Consider the following 14957-nt stretch of genomic DNA (forward strand, 5'->3'; position numbering starts at 1 on the left):
CGGCGATCGGCCGGAACATTGTCATGGAGTGTGGGCGTTGATGGTGAAGGAGCTTCGGTCGTCGCGGACGACGTTGCGGCGGGGGACGGCGGTCGCGTTGGCGTTATCGGTCGCGCTCGCCTCCGTTTCGCCGGTAGCGGCCCAGTCGTTGAGCGATCGCTTCAAGAGCCTGTTCGGCGGCAAGTCCGACGAGCCGGCAGAGCCCAAGCCGGCGCCCGCGCCCGGCCAGCCGGCGGCTGACGACGACGTCGATTGCCCGCAGGTCACGGTGCGTGCCGGAGCCTCCACCTACGCGGTCGGCGCCAGCGGCAAGCCGGCCGCCGGCAACGACGTCCGCTTCCAGGCCTCGATCACCAAGATGGCGCGCGAATGCTTCCGGAACGGTGGCGATATCACGGCCCGGATCGGCATCCAGGGCCGCGTCGTCGCCGGTCCCGCCGGAGCGCCAGCCACGGTCGAGGTTCCCCTGCGCATCGCCGTGGTGCAGGGCGGCGTCGGCGAGAAGGTGATCGCCTCGAAGGCCTACCGGACCACGGTCGCGATGCCGGAGGGCGGCAGCGTGCCCTTCACCTTCATCGCCGAGGATCTGGCCTATCCGGTGCCGTCAGCTGCGACCGCCGATTCCTACATCTTCTACGTCGGCTTCGACCCGCAGGCGCTCTCGCCGGAGCCGAAGGCGCGGAAGAAGAAGTAGGCGGCGAATTTCAGCTCTGTAAGGCGCGTGCGCCTTACGCGAAATACCGCGTCAATATCCCGCGATACACCTTCGTCAGCTTCTCCAGATCCGCAACCGGCACGCGCTCGTCGACCTGGTGCATGGTCTGGCCGACCAGGCCGAATTCGATCACCGGGCAGTAGCTCGAGATGAAGCGCGCGTCCGACGTGCCGCCCGAAGTCGACAGCTCCGGCCTGCGTCCCGTCACCTCCTCAATCGCGGACACCGCGAGATCGGTGAAGGGGCCGGGCTTGGTCACGAACACGTTGGAGTTCGACGGCTCCCAGACGATGCGGGCCTTGATGCGGTTGCCGCAGGCTTTGGCGAGGCGCGTCTCGACCAGCTCGCGCAGGCTCGCCTGGGTGTGGTTGTCGTTGTAGCGGATGTTGAATTTTGCGCGGGCCTCGCCGGGGATGACGTTGTAGGCCTTGTTGCCGACGTCCACTGACGTGAATTCGAGATTGGAGGCCTGGAACTGGGCGCTGCCATGATCGAGCGGCTCGTCGGAGATCGCCACGATCAGCCGCGAGATATCCGGCACCGGATTGGCCGCGCGGTGCGGATAGGCGACATGGCCCTGCACGCCGTCGACGTAAAGCGTGCCGGATTGCGAGCCGCGGCGGCCCACCTTGATGGTGTCGCCGAGCGTCTCGACATTGGAGGGCTCGCCCAGCACACAATGATCGAATTTTTCGCCGCGCTCGGCGGCCCATTTCAAGAGCTTGATGGTGCCGTTGATGGAGACGTCTTCTTCATCGCCGGTGATCAGGAAGGATATCGAACCCGCACCGTCCGCGCGCGGCTTGCCGCCGTTCGCAGCGAGATGCTCCAGCACCGCAGCGACCGAGCAGGCGATGCCGCCCTTCATGTCGACCGCGCCGCGGCCGTGCAGGATGCCGTCCTTCACTTCGCCAGAGAACGCGCCGACGCTCCAGGCGCTCTCGTCGCCCGGCGGCACCACGTCGGTGTGCCCGGCAAAGGTGATGTGCGGGCCTTCGCTGCCGATCCGTGCATAGAGATTGTCGACGTCGGCGGTGCCTTCCTCGCTGAAGGTCACGCGGTGGCAGGTGAAACCGGCGGCGCCGAGGGCTTTTTCAAGCACCCCCAGTGCGCCGGCATCGGCCGGGGTCACCGAGGGGCAGCGGATGAGATCGCGGGCAATCGAAAGAGCATCGGTCATGTGCCCCGCTTAACATGCATGCCGCCGGGTGGGCTAGCACTGGGCGGCACGAATTCGAGCTCGCGTTGCTGGTCCCAGCTTTTTGCGGGCGGCGCGGCCGGTGCGGAGCCGTCCTCGATGTCGGCCAACGGATCGGCGCCGAACCGGTTGCTGCCCGAGGTGCCGGGCACAATGAACATTTCAACGAAGCCCCACAGCCACAGGCCGGACGCGGCCAGGCTGAACGGAAGCATCCAGGTGGAGTCGGGCAGCAGGTCCGAGAACTGGCTGAACAGCCCGGGGACGGCGAAGAAGGCAAGGATCCACCAGCCGCTCCTGTCGCGATCGTGCAGCCGCTTGATCGTCGTCGCCAGGAAAATCCATGAGAATAGCGCGAGGCCGGACGCCTTCAGGAACAGGTCCGTGCGATCGAGGGATGCCAGCGAGCGATAGGCTCGGGGATCGACCAGCTTGAAGAGGTCGTCGAGACCGAAGTCGAAATCGAGCTTGATGGATAGTTTCAACGCCCCTTCGGCGCTGATGAGGTGGATCACCTGACCGATGATTCCCAGCAATGCCGCCAGCACCGCGACGATCAGCAGCGCCTGCCATAGCAAAGCGCGGCCAATGCGGCCGTCGAAGCGGAAGAGGTACCAGGTCCAGTCCATGCCAACGGCTCCGGGCGGGAGGGGCCGCCCGGAAATTGGTCGCGATGGAGAGTTAGGTGGTTCGATGCGGGCCCTCTTCACCTCGCCCCGCTTGCGGGGAGAGGTCGGATTGCGAAGCAATCCGGGTGAGGGGGTACAGGTCTCTCGACGATCTCACGTGCGGAGAGAGGCCCCTCACCCCAACCCTCTCCCCGTAAGAGCGGGGAGAGGGAGGAGAGAGAATATCAATCCCGCAGCAGCTCGTTGATGCTGGTCTTCGAGCGCGTGCGCTCGTCGACGCGCTTGACGATGACGGCGCAGGCCGTGCTCGGGCCGATCTGGCCGTTCTTCATCGGCTTGCCGGGCAGTGCGCCGGGCACCACCACCGAATATTCCGGCACTTCGCCCATGAAGACCTCGCCGGTCTCGCGGTCGACGATCTTGGTCGATGCGCCCAGGAACACGCCCATCGCCAGCACCGCGCCCTTGCGCACGATCACGCCTTCCGCGACCTCGCTGCGCGCGCCGATGAAGCAGTCGTCCTCGATGATGACGGGCTCGGCCTGCAGCGGCTCGAGCACGCCGCCGATGCCGGCGCCGCCGGAGATGTGCACGCGCTTGCCGATCTGCGCGCAGGAGCCGACGGTGGCCCAGGTGTCGACCATGGTGCTCTCATCGACATAGGCGCCGAGATTGACGAAGGACGGCATCAGCACGACGTTCTTGGCGATGAAGGCCGAGCGGCGGACCACGGCGCCCGGCACCGCGCGAAAGCCGGCATCGCGAAACCGGTTCTCGCCCCAGCCTTCGAACTTCGAGGGCACCTTGTCCCACCAGGTCGCCTTGCCGGGACCGCCCGGAATGACGCCCATGTCGTTGAGGCGGAAGGACAGCAGCACGGCCTTCTTCAGCCACTGATTGACCCTCCACTTGCCGTCAGTGCCGCGCTCGGCCACGCGCGCCTCGCCCTTGTCCAGGATCTCCAGCGACTGGTCCACGGCCTCGCGCACCTCGCCCTTGGTCGTGGTCGAGATGCCGTCACGCGCGTCGAAGGCGCTGTTGATGGTGGATTCGAGGGCGGACAGGGACATCGGGATTTCCTCTTCGGATCGGGAATTTTGAGGGATTGGGGCGCTTTTTCAGGATTTGGGGGGGCGGAGTCAAGGCTCCGGCGTCGTCCTTTGCATCGTCGTCCTGGACAAGCGAACGAAGTGAGCGCCGATCCAGGACCCATTACCACAGGGGGGAGTTTAGCGAAGATTCGTGGGGATCAGCCTCGCGCCACAATTTCTGCCTGGGGTAATGGGTCCTGGCTTTCGCCAGGACGACGGCGGTTATTTGGGAGATAGTTTTGCCAAAAACCCCGCCAGATCGTCCGTGACGTGGTCGACATGGGCCGCATCCCGGCCTTCCAGCTCCCAGTCCTCGCGCACCACTTCTTTCGTCCCGTCGGGCACCACCAGCACGGTGGTCATGCCGAGCTCGTGCGGGACCGTGAGGTTGCGGGCGAGGTCCTCGAACATGGCGGCGCGGGTCGTATCGACCGCATGGTCCGCGAGGAATTTCCGGTAGGTCTGTGGCGCCGGCTTCGGCTCGAAGTCGGCGGCGATAATGTCGAACACGCCGTCGAAATGGCCGGCAAAGCCGAGCCGCGCCAGCACCGCATCGACATGGTCGACCGAGCCGTTGGTCAGGATCAGCTTGCGCCCCGGCAGCTTGGCGATGGCCTCGCCGAGCTGCGGGTTCGGCTCCAGCGGCGAGTGGTCGATCTTGTGGACGTAAGCGAGGTAGTCGTCGGCACGGACGCCATGCAGGGTCATCATGCCGCGCATGGTGGTGCCGAAGCGGCGGTAATAGTCCTTCTGGATATTGCGTGCTTCTGCGGGGCTGACGTTCAGCCAGTTGCACACGAACTCCCCGATCCGCGCATCGACCTGCTGCCACAGATTGACGTGATGCGGATAGAGCGTGTTGTCGAGGTCGAACACCCAGGTGTCGATGTGGGTGAAGGTGCGGGGGGAGGTCATCGCAACTCTCTATCCTTCAAACGCAATCGTCGCCCAATCCTCCGCCGTCGTCCCGGACAAGCGTAAGCGCAGATCCGGGACCCATAACCACAGGGAGGAGTTTGGCGAAGACTCGGGGTTACCGGCTTCGCGCCACAACCACTCCCTGGGGTTATGGGTCCCCGCCCCCGTGCGCAATTGCGCACTAGGCGGGGACGACAGCGGAGCTTTTGGTGCGGCCATCATCGCCACTACAATCACGGCACCGCAAACCGCAGCGTCTTGCCGCCGCTCGACATGTCCACCGCGCCGAAGCCCGCCGCCGCAAATCCGCGCGCGGCGCAATCGGTGTGCTCAACGGTCTCGAACTTGGTCTCGCGCGTGCAGAGCTGCTTGTCGCCGCCCCAGTTCAGCGGCCTGTCCTTCAGCTTGATGGCGCGGTTGTCGGCATCGACTGCTTCGGCGAAGCTGAAGATCTGCTTCGGCTGGCCGGTCACGTCAGGGTGCAGGCACTTGCCGGGATCGATGCGGTACCAGCCGCGGCTGGTCACCGACTTGCCGTCGTCGGTGGCGATCGCCGCCATCACCTTGTGTGGCGTGTCGTTGCACCAGGTGAGGCCGCTCGCCGATGGCGCCTGCGTCGCATCAACCATGGTCTTGAAGAAATTTTGCGACGACACCGCGTCGGAGGACAGCCCGCGGCTCTTCAGGAACGCGGCGAGTGCGCCTTGCGTCTTCGGCCCGTCGACGCCGTCGATGGCGCCGACGTCGTAGCCGATGATCACCAGGAGCCGCTGGATGCCGGCGAGCCGCGCCTGCTCGTCGTCATATTCGGAATCCTCCGCGAGATAGGTGACCAGATTGCCGTCGTCGCTTTGCGTCGGCGTCACCTGCGTGAAGGGGACCTGCGTCTGGCCACTGCGGCACTGTCGCGCCGCCGCGATGACGAAATTGTCCTGTGCCACGCACAGCATGTCGCTGCCGTTCTGCGGGATCGGGGAGGCGCCGTAGACGCCGAGCGCGCGGGCGTTGAGCAAAATGCGGTCGGCGGTCAGCGTGCCCTGGACCACGACGCGGCAGGTGGCGGGATCGATCCTGAACCAGCCGCGCGTCGCGGTGGCCGCCTTGTCGTCGATGCCGATCGCGGCCTCGACGATATAGGACATGCGGTTGCAGATCTTGAGGTCGGCGAAGGCGGGTGCAGAGGAGAAGACAAACGAGACGACGGCCGCCGGCAGCGTCATCAGGAAGCGGGTGAGGGGCGAGCGGCGATGCTTCACCCCCGTCATTCCGGGGCGATGCAAAGCATCGAACTCTGGTGCGCAATTGCGCACCTTAGAATCTCGAGATTCTCCGGTGCGCAATTGCGCACCGTAGTTCGCCCTTCGGGCGCCCCGGAATGACGGACCAATGCGAGAGCCGTGGATACCCGGGCCTTCGCCACGCCGAAGCGGCTTTGGCCGCGCAGGCGGGTCAAGCCCGGGCATGACGACCTTCTTCCGCTGCTCGCGTTCGCTCATCACTTGTGGATCAGCGTCCCCGTGCCCTGGTTGGTGAAGAGCTCGAGCAGCACCGCGTGCTGCATCTTGCCGTCGATGATGACGACGCCCTCGACGCCCTGCTCGAGCGCGTAGATGCAGGTCTCGACCTTCGGGATCATGCCGCCGGAGATGGTGCCGTCGGCGATCAGCTTTCGCGCGTCCCTCACCGAGAGCTGCGGGATTAGCTTTTTCGACTTGTCGAGCACGCCCGGCACGTCGGTGAGCAGCAACAGGCGCTTGGCCTTCAGCGCGCCCGCCACGGCACCGGCAAAGGTGTCGGCGTTGATGTTCAGCGTTTGGCCCTCTTTCGAGGTCGCGAGCGGCGCCAGCACCGGGATCAGCTCGTAGCCGATCAGCTGGTTGAGCAGGGTGAGGTCGACCTTCTCGGGATCGCCGACGAAGCCGAGATCGACCGCCTTCTCGATGTGCGAGTCCGGATCGACGATGGTGCGCGTCGTCTTCGTCGCCTTCACCATGTTGCCGTCCTTGCCGGACAGGCCCACGGCCTTGCCGCCGGCCTCGTTGATGTAGCCGACGATCTGCTTGTTGACGGAGCCGGCCAGCACCATCTCGACGATCTCGATGGTCGCGGCATCGGTGATGCGCAGGCCGGCTGCGAATTCCGAGACGATGCCGAGGCGCTTGAGCATGGTCGCGATCTGCGGCCCGCCGCCATGCACCACCACCGGGTTGATCGCGGTCTGCTCCAGCAGCACGATGTCGCGCGCAAAGTTCTTCGCAGTCTCCTCGTCGCCCATGGCATGGCCGCCATATTTGATGACGATGGTTTCCTCGTCATACTGCTGCATGTGCGGCAGCGCTTCGGACAGGATGCGGGCCTGGTCGAGCGGGGAGATGTCGGTCATGTCACGGTCTCGCTGGCGGGTCGGTCGATGCGCGTTCTATCCGATTGGCGGGCGCGGCGCAAAGAGCGACTGGCATGCCGACGCTACGGATTGGGCTTCGCCACCACCGCCGCCAGCGTCACCGCCAGCCAGCTCGCAATCATCACCGTCCCGCCCGTCGGCGCCGCCATGGGAAACAGCGAATGCCCGGCATATTGCCGCAAGGTGAGGTCGCCCGCGAACAGCGCGGCGCCAATCACGAAGCCAACCGCCGCAACGAGCCCAATTCCGCCGTGCAGAAGGCCGCGCGTCAGCAATCCAATCACCGCAAGTATGGCAGTTGCATGAAACAGCAGCATGGCGCTGGCGGAGGCAAGCCGGCTTGCATCTGCACCGTGGGCGGAGGCTGCGGCCAGCGCGACGCCGGCGGCGCCCATCAAGCCGGCAAGCCCAATCAGCAGGCGGTGCGCCATGATCACGAAGTCCGCTCTTCCAGCAGCTTCGCCATCGCGGCGCGCAACTCGGCCATGCCGGTCGCGCTCCTCGACGAGGTCGCGAGCACGTTCGGGAACGCGGCCGGATGTTTTGCCAATGCCGCCTCGGTCTCGGCGATGCGCGATTGCAGCTCGGAGGCCTTCACCTGGTCGGCCTTGGTCAGCACGATCTGGTAGCTGACGGCGGAGCGGTCGAGCGTCTTCAGGATCTCGAGGTCGACATCCTTCAGGCCGTGCCGTGCGTCGATCAGCACGTAGACGCGCGCGAGCGAGGCGCGGCCCAGCAGGAATGTGTGGATCAGCTCGGTCCAGGACGCCACCTGGCTCTTCGGCGCCTTGGCATAGCCATAGCCGGGCATGTCGACGAGGCGCAGGTCCTTTTTCCCGGGGACCTCGAAGAAGATCAGCTCCTGGGTGCGGCCCGGCGTATGCGAAGTGCGCGCCAGCGCGTTGCGTCCCGTGAGTGCGTTGATCAGGCTGGACTTGCCGACATTGGAGCGGCCGGCAAAGGCGATCTCCAGCCCCTCCATCGGCGGCAGCGTCTGGATCGAGGGCGAGGCCCAGATGAACTGCCAGTCGCGGGCGAACAGCTTGCGCCCGGCCTCGATCAGCTCCGCATCTTTGTCGTCGGTCATGCGAAGCTCGCTGTTTCCCCGCGTCATTGTGAGCGAAGCGAAGCAATCCAGAAATGCATCCGCGGAGGGATTCTGGATTGCTTCGTCGCTTCGCTCCTCGCAATGACGATTACGTCGCCTTCTTCGCGAACGTCGCCTTGAGATTATCGAACAGCTCCACCTTCACGCCGTTGCGGCGCATGATGTAGCTCTGCTGGACCACCGAAAGCAGGTTGTTCCAGGCCCAGTAGATCACGAGACCCGCCGGGAAGCCCGCCAGCATGAAGGTGAAGATCAGCGGCATCCAGTTGAAGATGATCTGCTGCGTTGGATCCGGCGGCGTCGGGTTCAGCTTCATCTGGAACCACATCGTGATGCCCATGATGATCGGCCAGATGCCGAGCGCGAGATAGTGGCCGAACACCGGAATGGTGGTCGGATCGAACGGGATGAGCCCGAACAGGTTGAAGAGGTTGGTCGGATCCGGCGCCGAGAGGTCCTTGATCCAGCCGTAGAAATGCGCTTGCCGCATTTCGATGGTGACGAACAGCACCTTGTAGAGCGAGAAGAACACCGGGATCTGGATCACCACGGGAAGACAGCCGGCGACCGGATTGATCTTCTCCTTGCGGTAGATCTCCATCATCTCCTGCTGCTGCTTCACCTTGTCGTCGGGGTAGCGCTCCTTGAGCGCCTGCAGCTGCGGCTGGATCGACTTCATCTTCGCCATCGAGGCGTAGGACTTGTTCGCCAGCGGGAAGAACAACAGCTTCACGATCACGGTGACGAGCAGGATCGATATGCCGAAATTGCCGAAGAGGCGGTAGAAGAAGTCGAGGCCGAGGAACATCGGCTTGGTGATGAAGTAGAACCAGCCCCAGTCGATCAAGAGATCGAAGTGGTTGAGGCCGAGCTCCTTGTTGTAGCCGCCGAGGCCGGCGAATGGGAACACGCCGACGACGCCGGCTTCCTTGGCGCCCGCGAACAGCCGCGCGTTCGCCGCCGCGGTGCCGCCGATCGCGACGGTGACGGGCTCGAGCAGATAGTCGGTCTGATAGGTGTGGAGATTGCCTGATGGGTTCGACGAGAAGCGCGCCTGCAGCTTGGCATTGGTGTCGGGCAGCAGCGCCGAAGCCCAGTACTTGTCGGTGATGCCGAGCCAGCCGTTGGTGACGTTGTTGAAGTTCACCTGCTTGGCTTCGTCGACCTTCTTGTAGGCGTATTCCTGCAGGCCCTGGTCGCCGAGATAGCCGATCAGGCCTTCATGCAGGATGTAGTAGCCCGAGACCTGCGGCGCGCCGTGGCGCGAGATCAGCGCAAACGGATAGAGCGTGACCGGCGAATTGCCGACATTGCTCACCTCGTCCTTGATGGTGAAGAGATAGTGGTCGTCGACCGCAATGGTGCGGCGGAAGGTGAGGCCGTCGCCATTGTCCCACTTCAGCACCACCGGGCTCGTCGGCGTCAGGCTGCCGCTGCCGTCCTGCTGCCAGACGGTCTGGGCATCCGGCATCTTCGCCGTCACGCCCGTGGCCGCCACCCAACCGAACTCGGCGTAATAGGGCTCCGCCGTACCTGAGGGCGAATAGAGGATGATCGGCGGCGACTTCGGGTCGACCGTCTCGCGGAATTGCACCAGCGCGATGTCGTCGATGCGGCCGCCCTTCAGCGAGATGCTGCCGGCGATCCGCGGCGTGTCGATCTTCACGCGCGGGCTGGCCGCGATCGCGGCGTCGCGGGCAACGACCGGCTGGCCTTGCTGGCTCGCGGCCGGCGTCGATGGCTGCGCGGCACTGCCGGCTTGCGGCGCGGCGCCCGGCGTTGCGGACGCGGTCGGCTGCGGCGTGGTCTTCTGGAGCTCGGACTGCGCCTGCTGCTGGGCGCGCTGCTTCTCCATCTGCGGCACGTTGTAGAAATATTGCCAGGCGATCAGGACGAGGCCCGACAGAATGACGGCGAGGATGGTATTGCGATTGTCGGTCATCTCTAATGTCTCGTCATCAATCCGGTTTGCGGCTGGCAGGGGCAGCGCCCGGCTTTTCGCCGCGCCCCTTCGCAGGTCCCTTGTGAGACCCCTTGGCCGTATGCCGCGCGGGCTTCGAGAAGGCTATGCGCAGATCGTCGAGCATGGTGGCGAAGTCGCGCGAGAGCGCGTCCCTTCGGCCGACCAGTACATAGTCATGGTGGGGCTGCATCGACACCGGATCGAGCCGCTTCACCAATTCGCGAAGCCGGCGCCGGATGCGATTGCGCTCGGGGGCGTTGCCGTTCTTTTTGGTGACGGTGAAACCGATCCGGATCGGGCCAAGATCGTCGCGGCGGCGGCTTTGCAGGACAAACGCGGGACTATTCACCCGCGCGCCATTGGCAACGGCGAGGAAATCCGCCCGCTGCCTCAGCCGATCCATGATGAAATCCCAAAAAGGGGGTCCGGCTCAGGCGCTCAGACGCTTGCGGCCGCGGGCGCGGCGGGCGGCGAGGACCTTGCGGCCGCCGGCAGTGGCGAGGCGGGCACGGAAGCCGTGACGGCGCTTGCGCACCAGTTTGCTGGGTTGATAAGTCCGCTTCACGGGTTTTTCTCCGCTGACCGGGCAATTTGCCTGTAGAATTGATGGTAAAGTCCGGAAGATGCGGCCCAAAACGGGCCTTTTTCGGCCCCAAGAGAGCCGCTCCCGGCGTCACACCGGGTCATCGCGGACAATTCGCGCGGCTTATAAGGGAGCGCCTTGTTTTCGTCAACGCCGCACAAGCGCACGATTCCGGTGAATATCGCTGTTTGTGCGGGGTTTTTAACCCGTGAGGTAGCGACTCGCCGGATCAGCACCTACATCCCACCTCGGCATATTAGCGATCCGTAATTTGACCGGACCGGGGGCGGGCCGCATCCTTCATCCGCCAGATCGTTCACCGGGCAAGTCAGCGAGGGCGAATTTCGTGGCAGCGACAGACTTCCAGCCGATCCAGGATACGGATCTGCAGGACCCGCCTGCGGCGCGGCCGCGTGGGCCTGCCGGGCTTGGGCTGTCGGGCAAGCTGCTGCTGCTCACCGTCCCCCTGGTGATGATCGCCGCAATCCTGCTCTACGTGCCCGCCATCGCCAACTTCTGGGTCAACCGGCTCAACGACCGCGTGGCGGCCGCCAACACGGCAGCGCTGGTGCTCGATGCCGCGCCGCTCGGCATGGTCCCCGATTCGCTCTCGCGCGAGATCCTGAAGAGCATCAATGCCCGCGCCGTCGCCATCAAGATGGGCCAGCAGCGCCGGCTGCTCGCCAGCGACAATCTGCCCGCTGCGATCGGGCACGACGTCGATTTGCGCGACATGACGGTGTGGGAGGCGATCACCGGCTCGTTCCAGATGATGCTGGAGACCGGCAACCAGGCCATTCGCATCGTCGGCCCCGGCGTCGGCAACGCCCAGTTCGTCGAGATCGTGACCGACGAATTGCCGTTGCGGCAGGCGATGTACCGCTTCTCCCGCAATGTCGTCGTGGTCGCGCTGATCATCGGCGTCCTGACCGCGGGCCTCGTCTATCTCGCCCTCCATTATCTCTTCGTGAGGCCAATGCGGCGGCTGACCGCGAGCCTGGTCGGCTTCCACGAAAACCCGGAAAGCTCGGCGGGGATCATCGTGCCGAGCCAGCGCAGCGACGAGATCGGCGTCGCCGAGCGCGAATTGTCGGACATGCAGCGCGACCTGATGTCGATGCTGAATCAGAAGAGCCGGCTCGCCGCCCTGGGCCTTGCGGTGTCCAAGATCAACCACGACCTGCGCAATTTGCTGGCGTCGGCCCAGCTCCTGTCGGACCAGCTCGCCAGCGTGCCCGACCCGCGGGTGCAGCGCTTTGCGCCAAAACTCGTGCGCTCGCTCGAGCGCGCCATCGCCTTCTGCCAGTCGACCCTTTCTTATGGCCGCGCCCAGGAAGCCGCGCCTGACCGCCGCATGATCCTGATCGAGCCCGTGGTGCTCGAGGTGCGGGAGACCGCCGGCCTTGCCAGCGACGCCTCGATCGCCTGGGTCGCCGCGATCGAGCGCGGCCTCGCCGTCGATGCCGATCCCGACCAGCTGTTCCGGGTGCTGCTCAACCTCGTCCGCAACGCCGCCCAGGCGCTGGAAAGCCATTCTTCGGGCGATGGCGGGGCGCAGCAGATCCGGATCACGGGGAAACGCGAGGGCGCCGTCGCCATCCTGGAGGTCTCCGACACCGGCCCCGGCGTGCCCCAGAAGACCCGGGAGCACCTGTTCGAGGCCTTCCAGACCTCCGGCCGCCCCGGCGGCAGCGGGCTCGGCCTTGCCATCGCCGCCGAGCTCGTCCGCGCTCATGGCGGGGACATTCACCTCGTCGAGGGCACTATCGGCGCCACCTTCCGGATCGTCATCCCCGACCGCCCGGTGGAACTGCTCTCCATCCGCAACGAGCGGCAGAGGGCGTAGGTATGCCAGAGGCCGAGCCAACCGTCATTCCGGGGCGGCGCGCAGCGCCGAACCCGGAATCCAGAGGTTTTAGGCACGAGATTCCGGGTTCTCGCTTCGCGAGCCCCGGAATGACCGGGTGGAGACCGTCATCTCCCTGCAAAATCTCCCCAACCCGGCGCTTGCCAATCGGGGCAAGAGCGGTTAGTCAGAGCGCTCTTTCGCACCCCTCCGGCGCTGTCCGGAGGCTGCGTGTGGGCTAACGCCCGCACTATCAGCGAAAAACGCGCCCGTAGCTCAGCTGGATAGAGCATCAGACTACGAATCTGAGGGTCGGACGTTCGAATCGTTCCGGGCGCGCCATTTTTCTCGACGCCGGTCAGAACAAGGCAGCATCTGGTCGCCAGATTGGGCCGAGATCGCGGATCGACCGCGCCCAACGAGGAACCGGATGAAGATATCGCAGGCATTCAAGTTCGAGGCGGCGCACCGGCTGCCGAACGTACCCGAGACGCATCGATGCAGCCGATTGCACGGTCATTCCTACCGGGTCGAGGTGCAATTGGACGGGCCGGTGGATCCGCGCACGGGCTTCGTTGTGGATTTCTTCGACATTGAAAAATGCTTCGCCGACATCATGGACGCATTGGATCACCGATGCCTCAATGAGGTCGCGGGGCTCGAGAACCCGACTGCCGAGAATATCGCGGTCTGGATCTGGGACCGCGTGAAGCCGGATCTCCCGCAAGTCTCCGCTGTTCGGGTCTATGAAACGGCGGACTGCTGGGCCGAATATCAGGGGCGGTGAGGACCACCGCACGCCGAGCCTTTGCTCCCGCGCGACCAGATCAAAAAGCGACCGCGGCCGGGGCGGCCCAATGGCTCCTGACGAAGTCCCGGATGTGCTCCGGCACGGGCATGGTGTCGATGTCGCAACGCGTCTGGATTTCTTCTGCAAGCTCTCTCGACATATCCTTCGACCAACGACCCTTTGAATCGAAGGCGACGATGCGGACGGGGTCGTTGAAACGGCCGGCGATCAGCTTCGAGATGACGGTTTCGATGTCAGTCCGCTCGACCTCGGTTTTCCGGCCGGCTCTGCCGGGCCGTCCGGCAATGTTGTCGACGATCAGATAGACGATTCGATCTGCCGCATCCTGATGAGCCGCACCTTTATGAGCCGTGCATGGGGCGGCCATCGACGTCAATCCATTTCCAGCCATACGCGTCTCCAGTGCAATAGAGCCGGTAATTTGTCCGGACGGGACCCGCCTGAATTGATCAAGCGCAATGCTATGTACCCGGATCACTACGGTCCCGCATCAGGACCAAAGTACGATCAGGACCAAAGTATGATGACGCGCTGGGGAGCATCGCGACGTTTGGCAACGAGCGGGTTTTCGAACTCGCTTCACCTCGTGCCGTGTATGTAATGCACGAGCTGCTCGATGACGAATGTTTGATCGCTGATCTTGTCCTTCACCAAATCTCCGATCGAGATCATTCCCACCACGTTTCCCTGCTCAATAACGGGAAGATGGCGCACGGCCTTTTCGGTCATGATGGCCATGGCTTCTTCGACAGATTGATCGGGCCGCACAAAGACGACTTTCGATTCCATGATATCGCGGACGGGAGTGGTGGGCGATGCGCGGCCTTTCAAGAACACGTTCCGCGCATAGTGGCGTTCGGTCATGATGCCTACGAGCTTGTCGCCCTCCATCACAACCAGAGAACCCACGTTCTTGTCCGCCATCCTCTTGATGGCATCAGACACAGTCTCGTCCGGACGAACGGACAGGACCTCATGGCCTTTCTTGTCCAGCAACTGCCCAATGGTTGCCATGGGACGCAACCTTCACTGTGAACACATATTTCAATGACTGCTTCGGTTGACGCGCATTGATCCAGATCATGCGTCAAGACGATGTGATGAGGATCGGTGGCATCGTGCCTGCGGCAAAGGCGCAGCAACTCGCTGGTGCGGCTGTGGGAGGTTTCCGAAAAACGAAATGACGTCCGGCATGTCTGATGGCGCGTGTGGGCGGTGGTTGCGGATCCGGCGTGCTTTGAAATTGGATATTAATATCAAATACATAAGAGTTTGCGATTTTGTCCTGAATGGCGCGCGATTTCCGCCTCGCTCGCGATGCCGCCAGTCAATGGTGGCCTGCGCTTGCTGTGGCTTACGGGATCCTTGCCGCGACGTTCGGCCGGTTCTGCTTGAGCCAGGCGACGGCCTCGGGTCCATCGACGACGCACTCGAAGGCTTCCCAGGTCGGGTCCTCCAGGGATTCCGATTGCAGTCGCTTCGCCGCATACTCGACGAGGTCGTGCAAGCCTTCGTATCCTCGTCGGTGCTCGAGGGACTCTGCAATCGCCGTGCTGGTCCATCCTCGCTCAGCCAAATCGATGATGCTCGGAGCATCAGCCTCGCTGAACCACGGCGTGGCATCGAACTCGATGCAGCGGACATTGTCGGCGGTATGGCAAGTGGCGTGAATCATTGGATTCCTCCGCTAG

Annotated in this window: 17 protein-coding genes and 1 tRNA gene; 4 read left to right on the plus strand and 14 right to left on the minus strand. The window is 64.2% G+C overall.

What is annotated here, in order from left to right:
• The first annotated feature begins 40 nt into the window (after positions 1-40).
• The gene (locus GGD63_RS24470; protein ID WP_183245716.1) at positions 41-694 is read left to right on the plus strand and encodes a hypothetical protein; all 654 of its coding nucleotides are present in this window, start codon (positions 41-43) and stop codon (positions 692-694) included.
• A gap of 34 nt (positions 695-728) precedes the next feature.
• On the opposite strand, the gene dapE is transcribed toward GGD63_RS24470, so the two are convergent.
• From dapE to rpmH, 11 genes are all read right to left on the minus strand, one after another.
• Entirely contained in the window at positions 729-1895 is a 1167-nt protein-coding gene (dapE, locus tag GGD63_RS24475) for a succinyl-diaminopimelate desuccinylase (protein WP_183245717.1), read from the minus strand.
• Positions 1892-2542, minus strand: coding sequence for a DUF805 domain-containing protein (locus GGD63_RS24480; protein WP_183245718.1), 651 nt, complete (start codon positions 2540-2542; stop codon positions 1892-1894). Before GGD63_RS24480 ends, dapE begins: the two co-directional genes overlap by 4 nt.
• A 224-nt stretch (positions 2543-2766) precedes the next feature.
• Entirely contained in the window at positions 2767-3612 is an 846-nt protein-coding gene (dapD, locus tag GGD63_RS24485) for a 2,3,4,5-tetrahydropyridine-2,6-dicarboxylate N-succinyltransferase (RefSeq protein ID WP_183245719.1), read from the minus strand.
• 243 nt (positions 3613-3855) lie between these two features.
• Positions 3856-4548: a pyrimidine 5'-nucleotidase gene (locus GGD63_RS24490; RefSeq protein ID WP_183245720.1), complete on the minus strand. Its 693-nt coding sequence runs from the start codon at positions 4546-4548 to the stop codon at positions 3856-3858.
• A 236-nt stretch (positions 4549-4784) separates the two neighbouring features.
• Positions 4785-5771 (minus strand): DUF1036 domain-containing protein, encoded by a 987-nt coding sequence (locus GGD63_RS24495; RefSeq protein ID WP_183245859.1) that lies wholly within the window; start codon positions 5769-5771, stop codon positions 4785-4787.
• A gap of 275 nt (positions 5772-6046) precedes the next feature.
• Positions 6047-6934, minus strand: coding sequence for an acetylglutamate kinase (gene argB / locus GGD63_RS24500; protein WP_183245721.1), 888 nt, complete (start codon positions 6932-6934; stop codon positions 6047-6049).
• Between the two features lie 83 nt (positions 6935-7017).
• Positions 7018-7386, minus strand: a complete 369-nt coding sequence (locus GGD63_RS24505; protein WP_183245722.1) for a DUF423 domain-containing protein — start codon at positions 7384-7386, stop codon at positions 7018-7020.
• 2 nt (positions 7387-7388) lie between these two features.
• Complete coding sequence (yihA, locus tag GGD63_RS24510; RefSeq protein WP_183245723.1) at positions 7389-8042, minus strand: ribosome biogenesis GTP-binding protein YihA/YsxC; 654 nt, start codon at positions 8040-8042, stop codon at positions 7389-7391.
• Between the two features lie 109 nt (positions 8043-8151).
• Positions 8152-10005, minus strand: coding sequence for a membrane protein insertase YidC (gene yidC / locus GGD63_RS24515; protein WP_183245724.1), 1854 nt, complete (start codon positions 10003-10005; stop codon positions 8152-8154).
• 16 nt (positions 10006-10021) lie between these two features.
• The gene (gene rnpA, locus GGD63_RS24520) at positions 10022-10429 is read right to left on the minus strand and encodes a ribonuclease P protein component (protein ID WP_183245725.1); all 408 of its coding nucleotides are present in this window, start codon (positions 10427-10429) and stop codon (positions 10022-10024) included.
• A gap of 27 nt (positions 10430-10456) precedes the next feature.
• On the minus strand, positions 10457-10591 hold the full coding sequence (gene rpmH, locus GGD63_RS24525; protein WP_008542748.1) for a 50S ribosomal protein L34: 135 nt from the start codon (positions 10589-10591) through the stop codon (positions 10457-10459).
• A 364-nt stretch (positions 10592-10955) separates the two neighbouring features.
• Between rpmH and GGD63_RS24530 the strand changes: the two genes are divergently transcribed.
• The 3 genes from GGD63_RS24530 (at position 10956) to queD (ending at position 13242) form a co-directional block, all read left to right on the plus strand.
• Positions 10956-12455, plus strand: coding sequence for a HAMP domain-containing sensor histidine kinase (locus GGD63_RS24530; protein ID WP_183245726.1), 1500 nt, complete (start codon positions 10956-10958; stop codon positions 12453-12455).
• A gap of 265 nt (positions 12456-12720) precedes the next feature.
• Positions 12721-12797: transfer RNA gene (locus GGD63_RS24535), tRNA-Arg, on the plus strand.
• Between the two features lie 88 nt (positions 12798-12885).
• Positions 12886-13242 (plus strand): 6-carboxytetrahydropterin synthase QueD, encoded by a 357-nt coding sequence (gene queD, locus GGD63_RS24540; RefSeq protein ID WP_183245727.1) that lies wholly within the window; start codon positions 12886-12888, stop codon positions 13240-13242.
• Positions 13243-13282: 40 nt separating this feature from the next.
• Here the strand turns inward: queD and GGD63_RS24545 are convergent, their stop codons facing one another.
• The 3 genes from GGD63_RS24545 to GGD63_RS24555 form a co-directional block, all read right to left on the minus strand.
• Positions 13283-13657, minus strand: a complete 375-nt coding sequence (locus GGD63_RS24545; RefSeq protein ID WP_183245728.1) for a hypothetical protein — start codon at positions 13655-13657, stop codon at positions 13283-13285.
• Positions 13658-13845: 188 nt separating this feature from the next.
• Positions 13846-14280 (minus strand): CBS domain-containing protein, encoded by a 435-nt coding sequence (locus GGD63_RS24550; RefSeq protein ID WP_183245729.1) that lies wholly within the window; start codon positions 14278-14280, stop codon positions 13846-13848.
• Between the two features lie 340 nt (positions 14281-14620).
• Positions 14621-14941, minus strand: coding sequence for a hypothetical protein (locus tag GGD63_RS24555; protein ID WP_183245730.1), 321 nt, complete (start codon positions 14939-14941; stop codon positions 14621-14623).
• Positions 14942-14957: the final 16 nt, after the last annotated feature.

The organism is Bradyrhizobium sp. cir1 (genome assembly GCF_014198245.1).
Classification (GTDB): domain Bacteria; phylum Pseudomonadota; class Alphaproteobacteria; order Rhizobiales; family Xanthobacteraceae; genus Bradyrhizobium.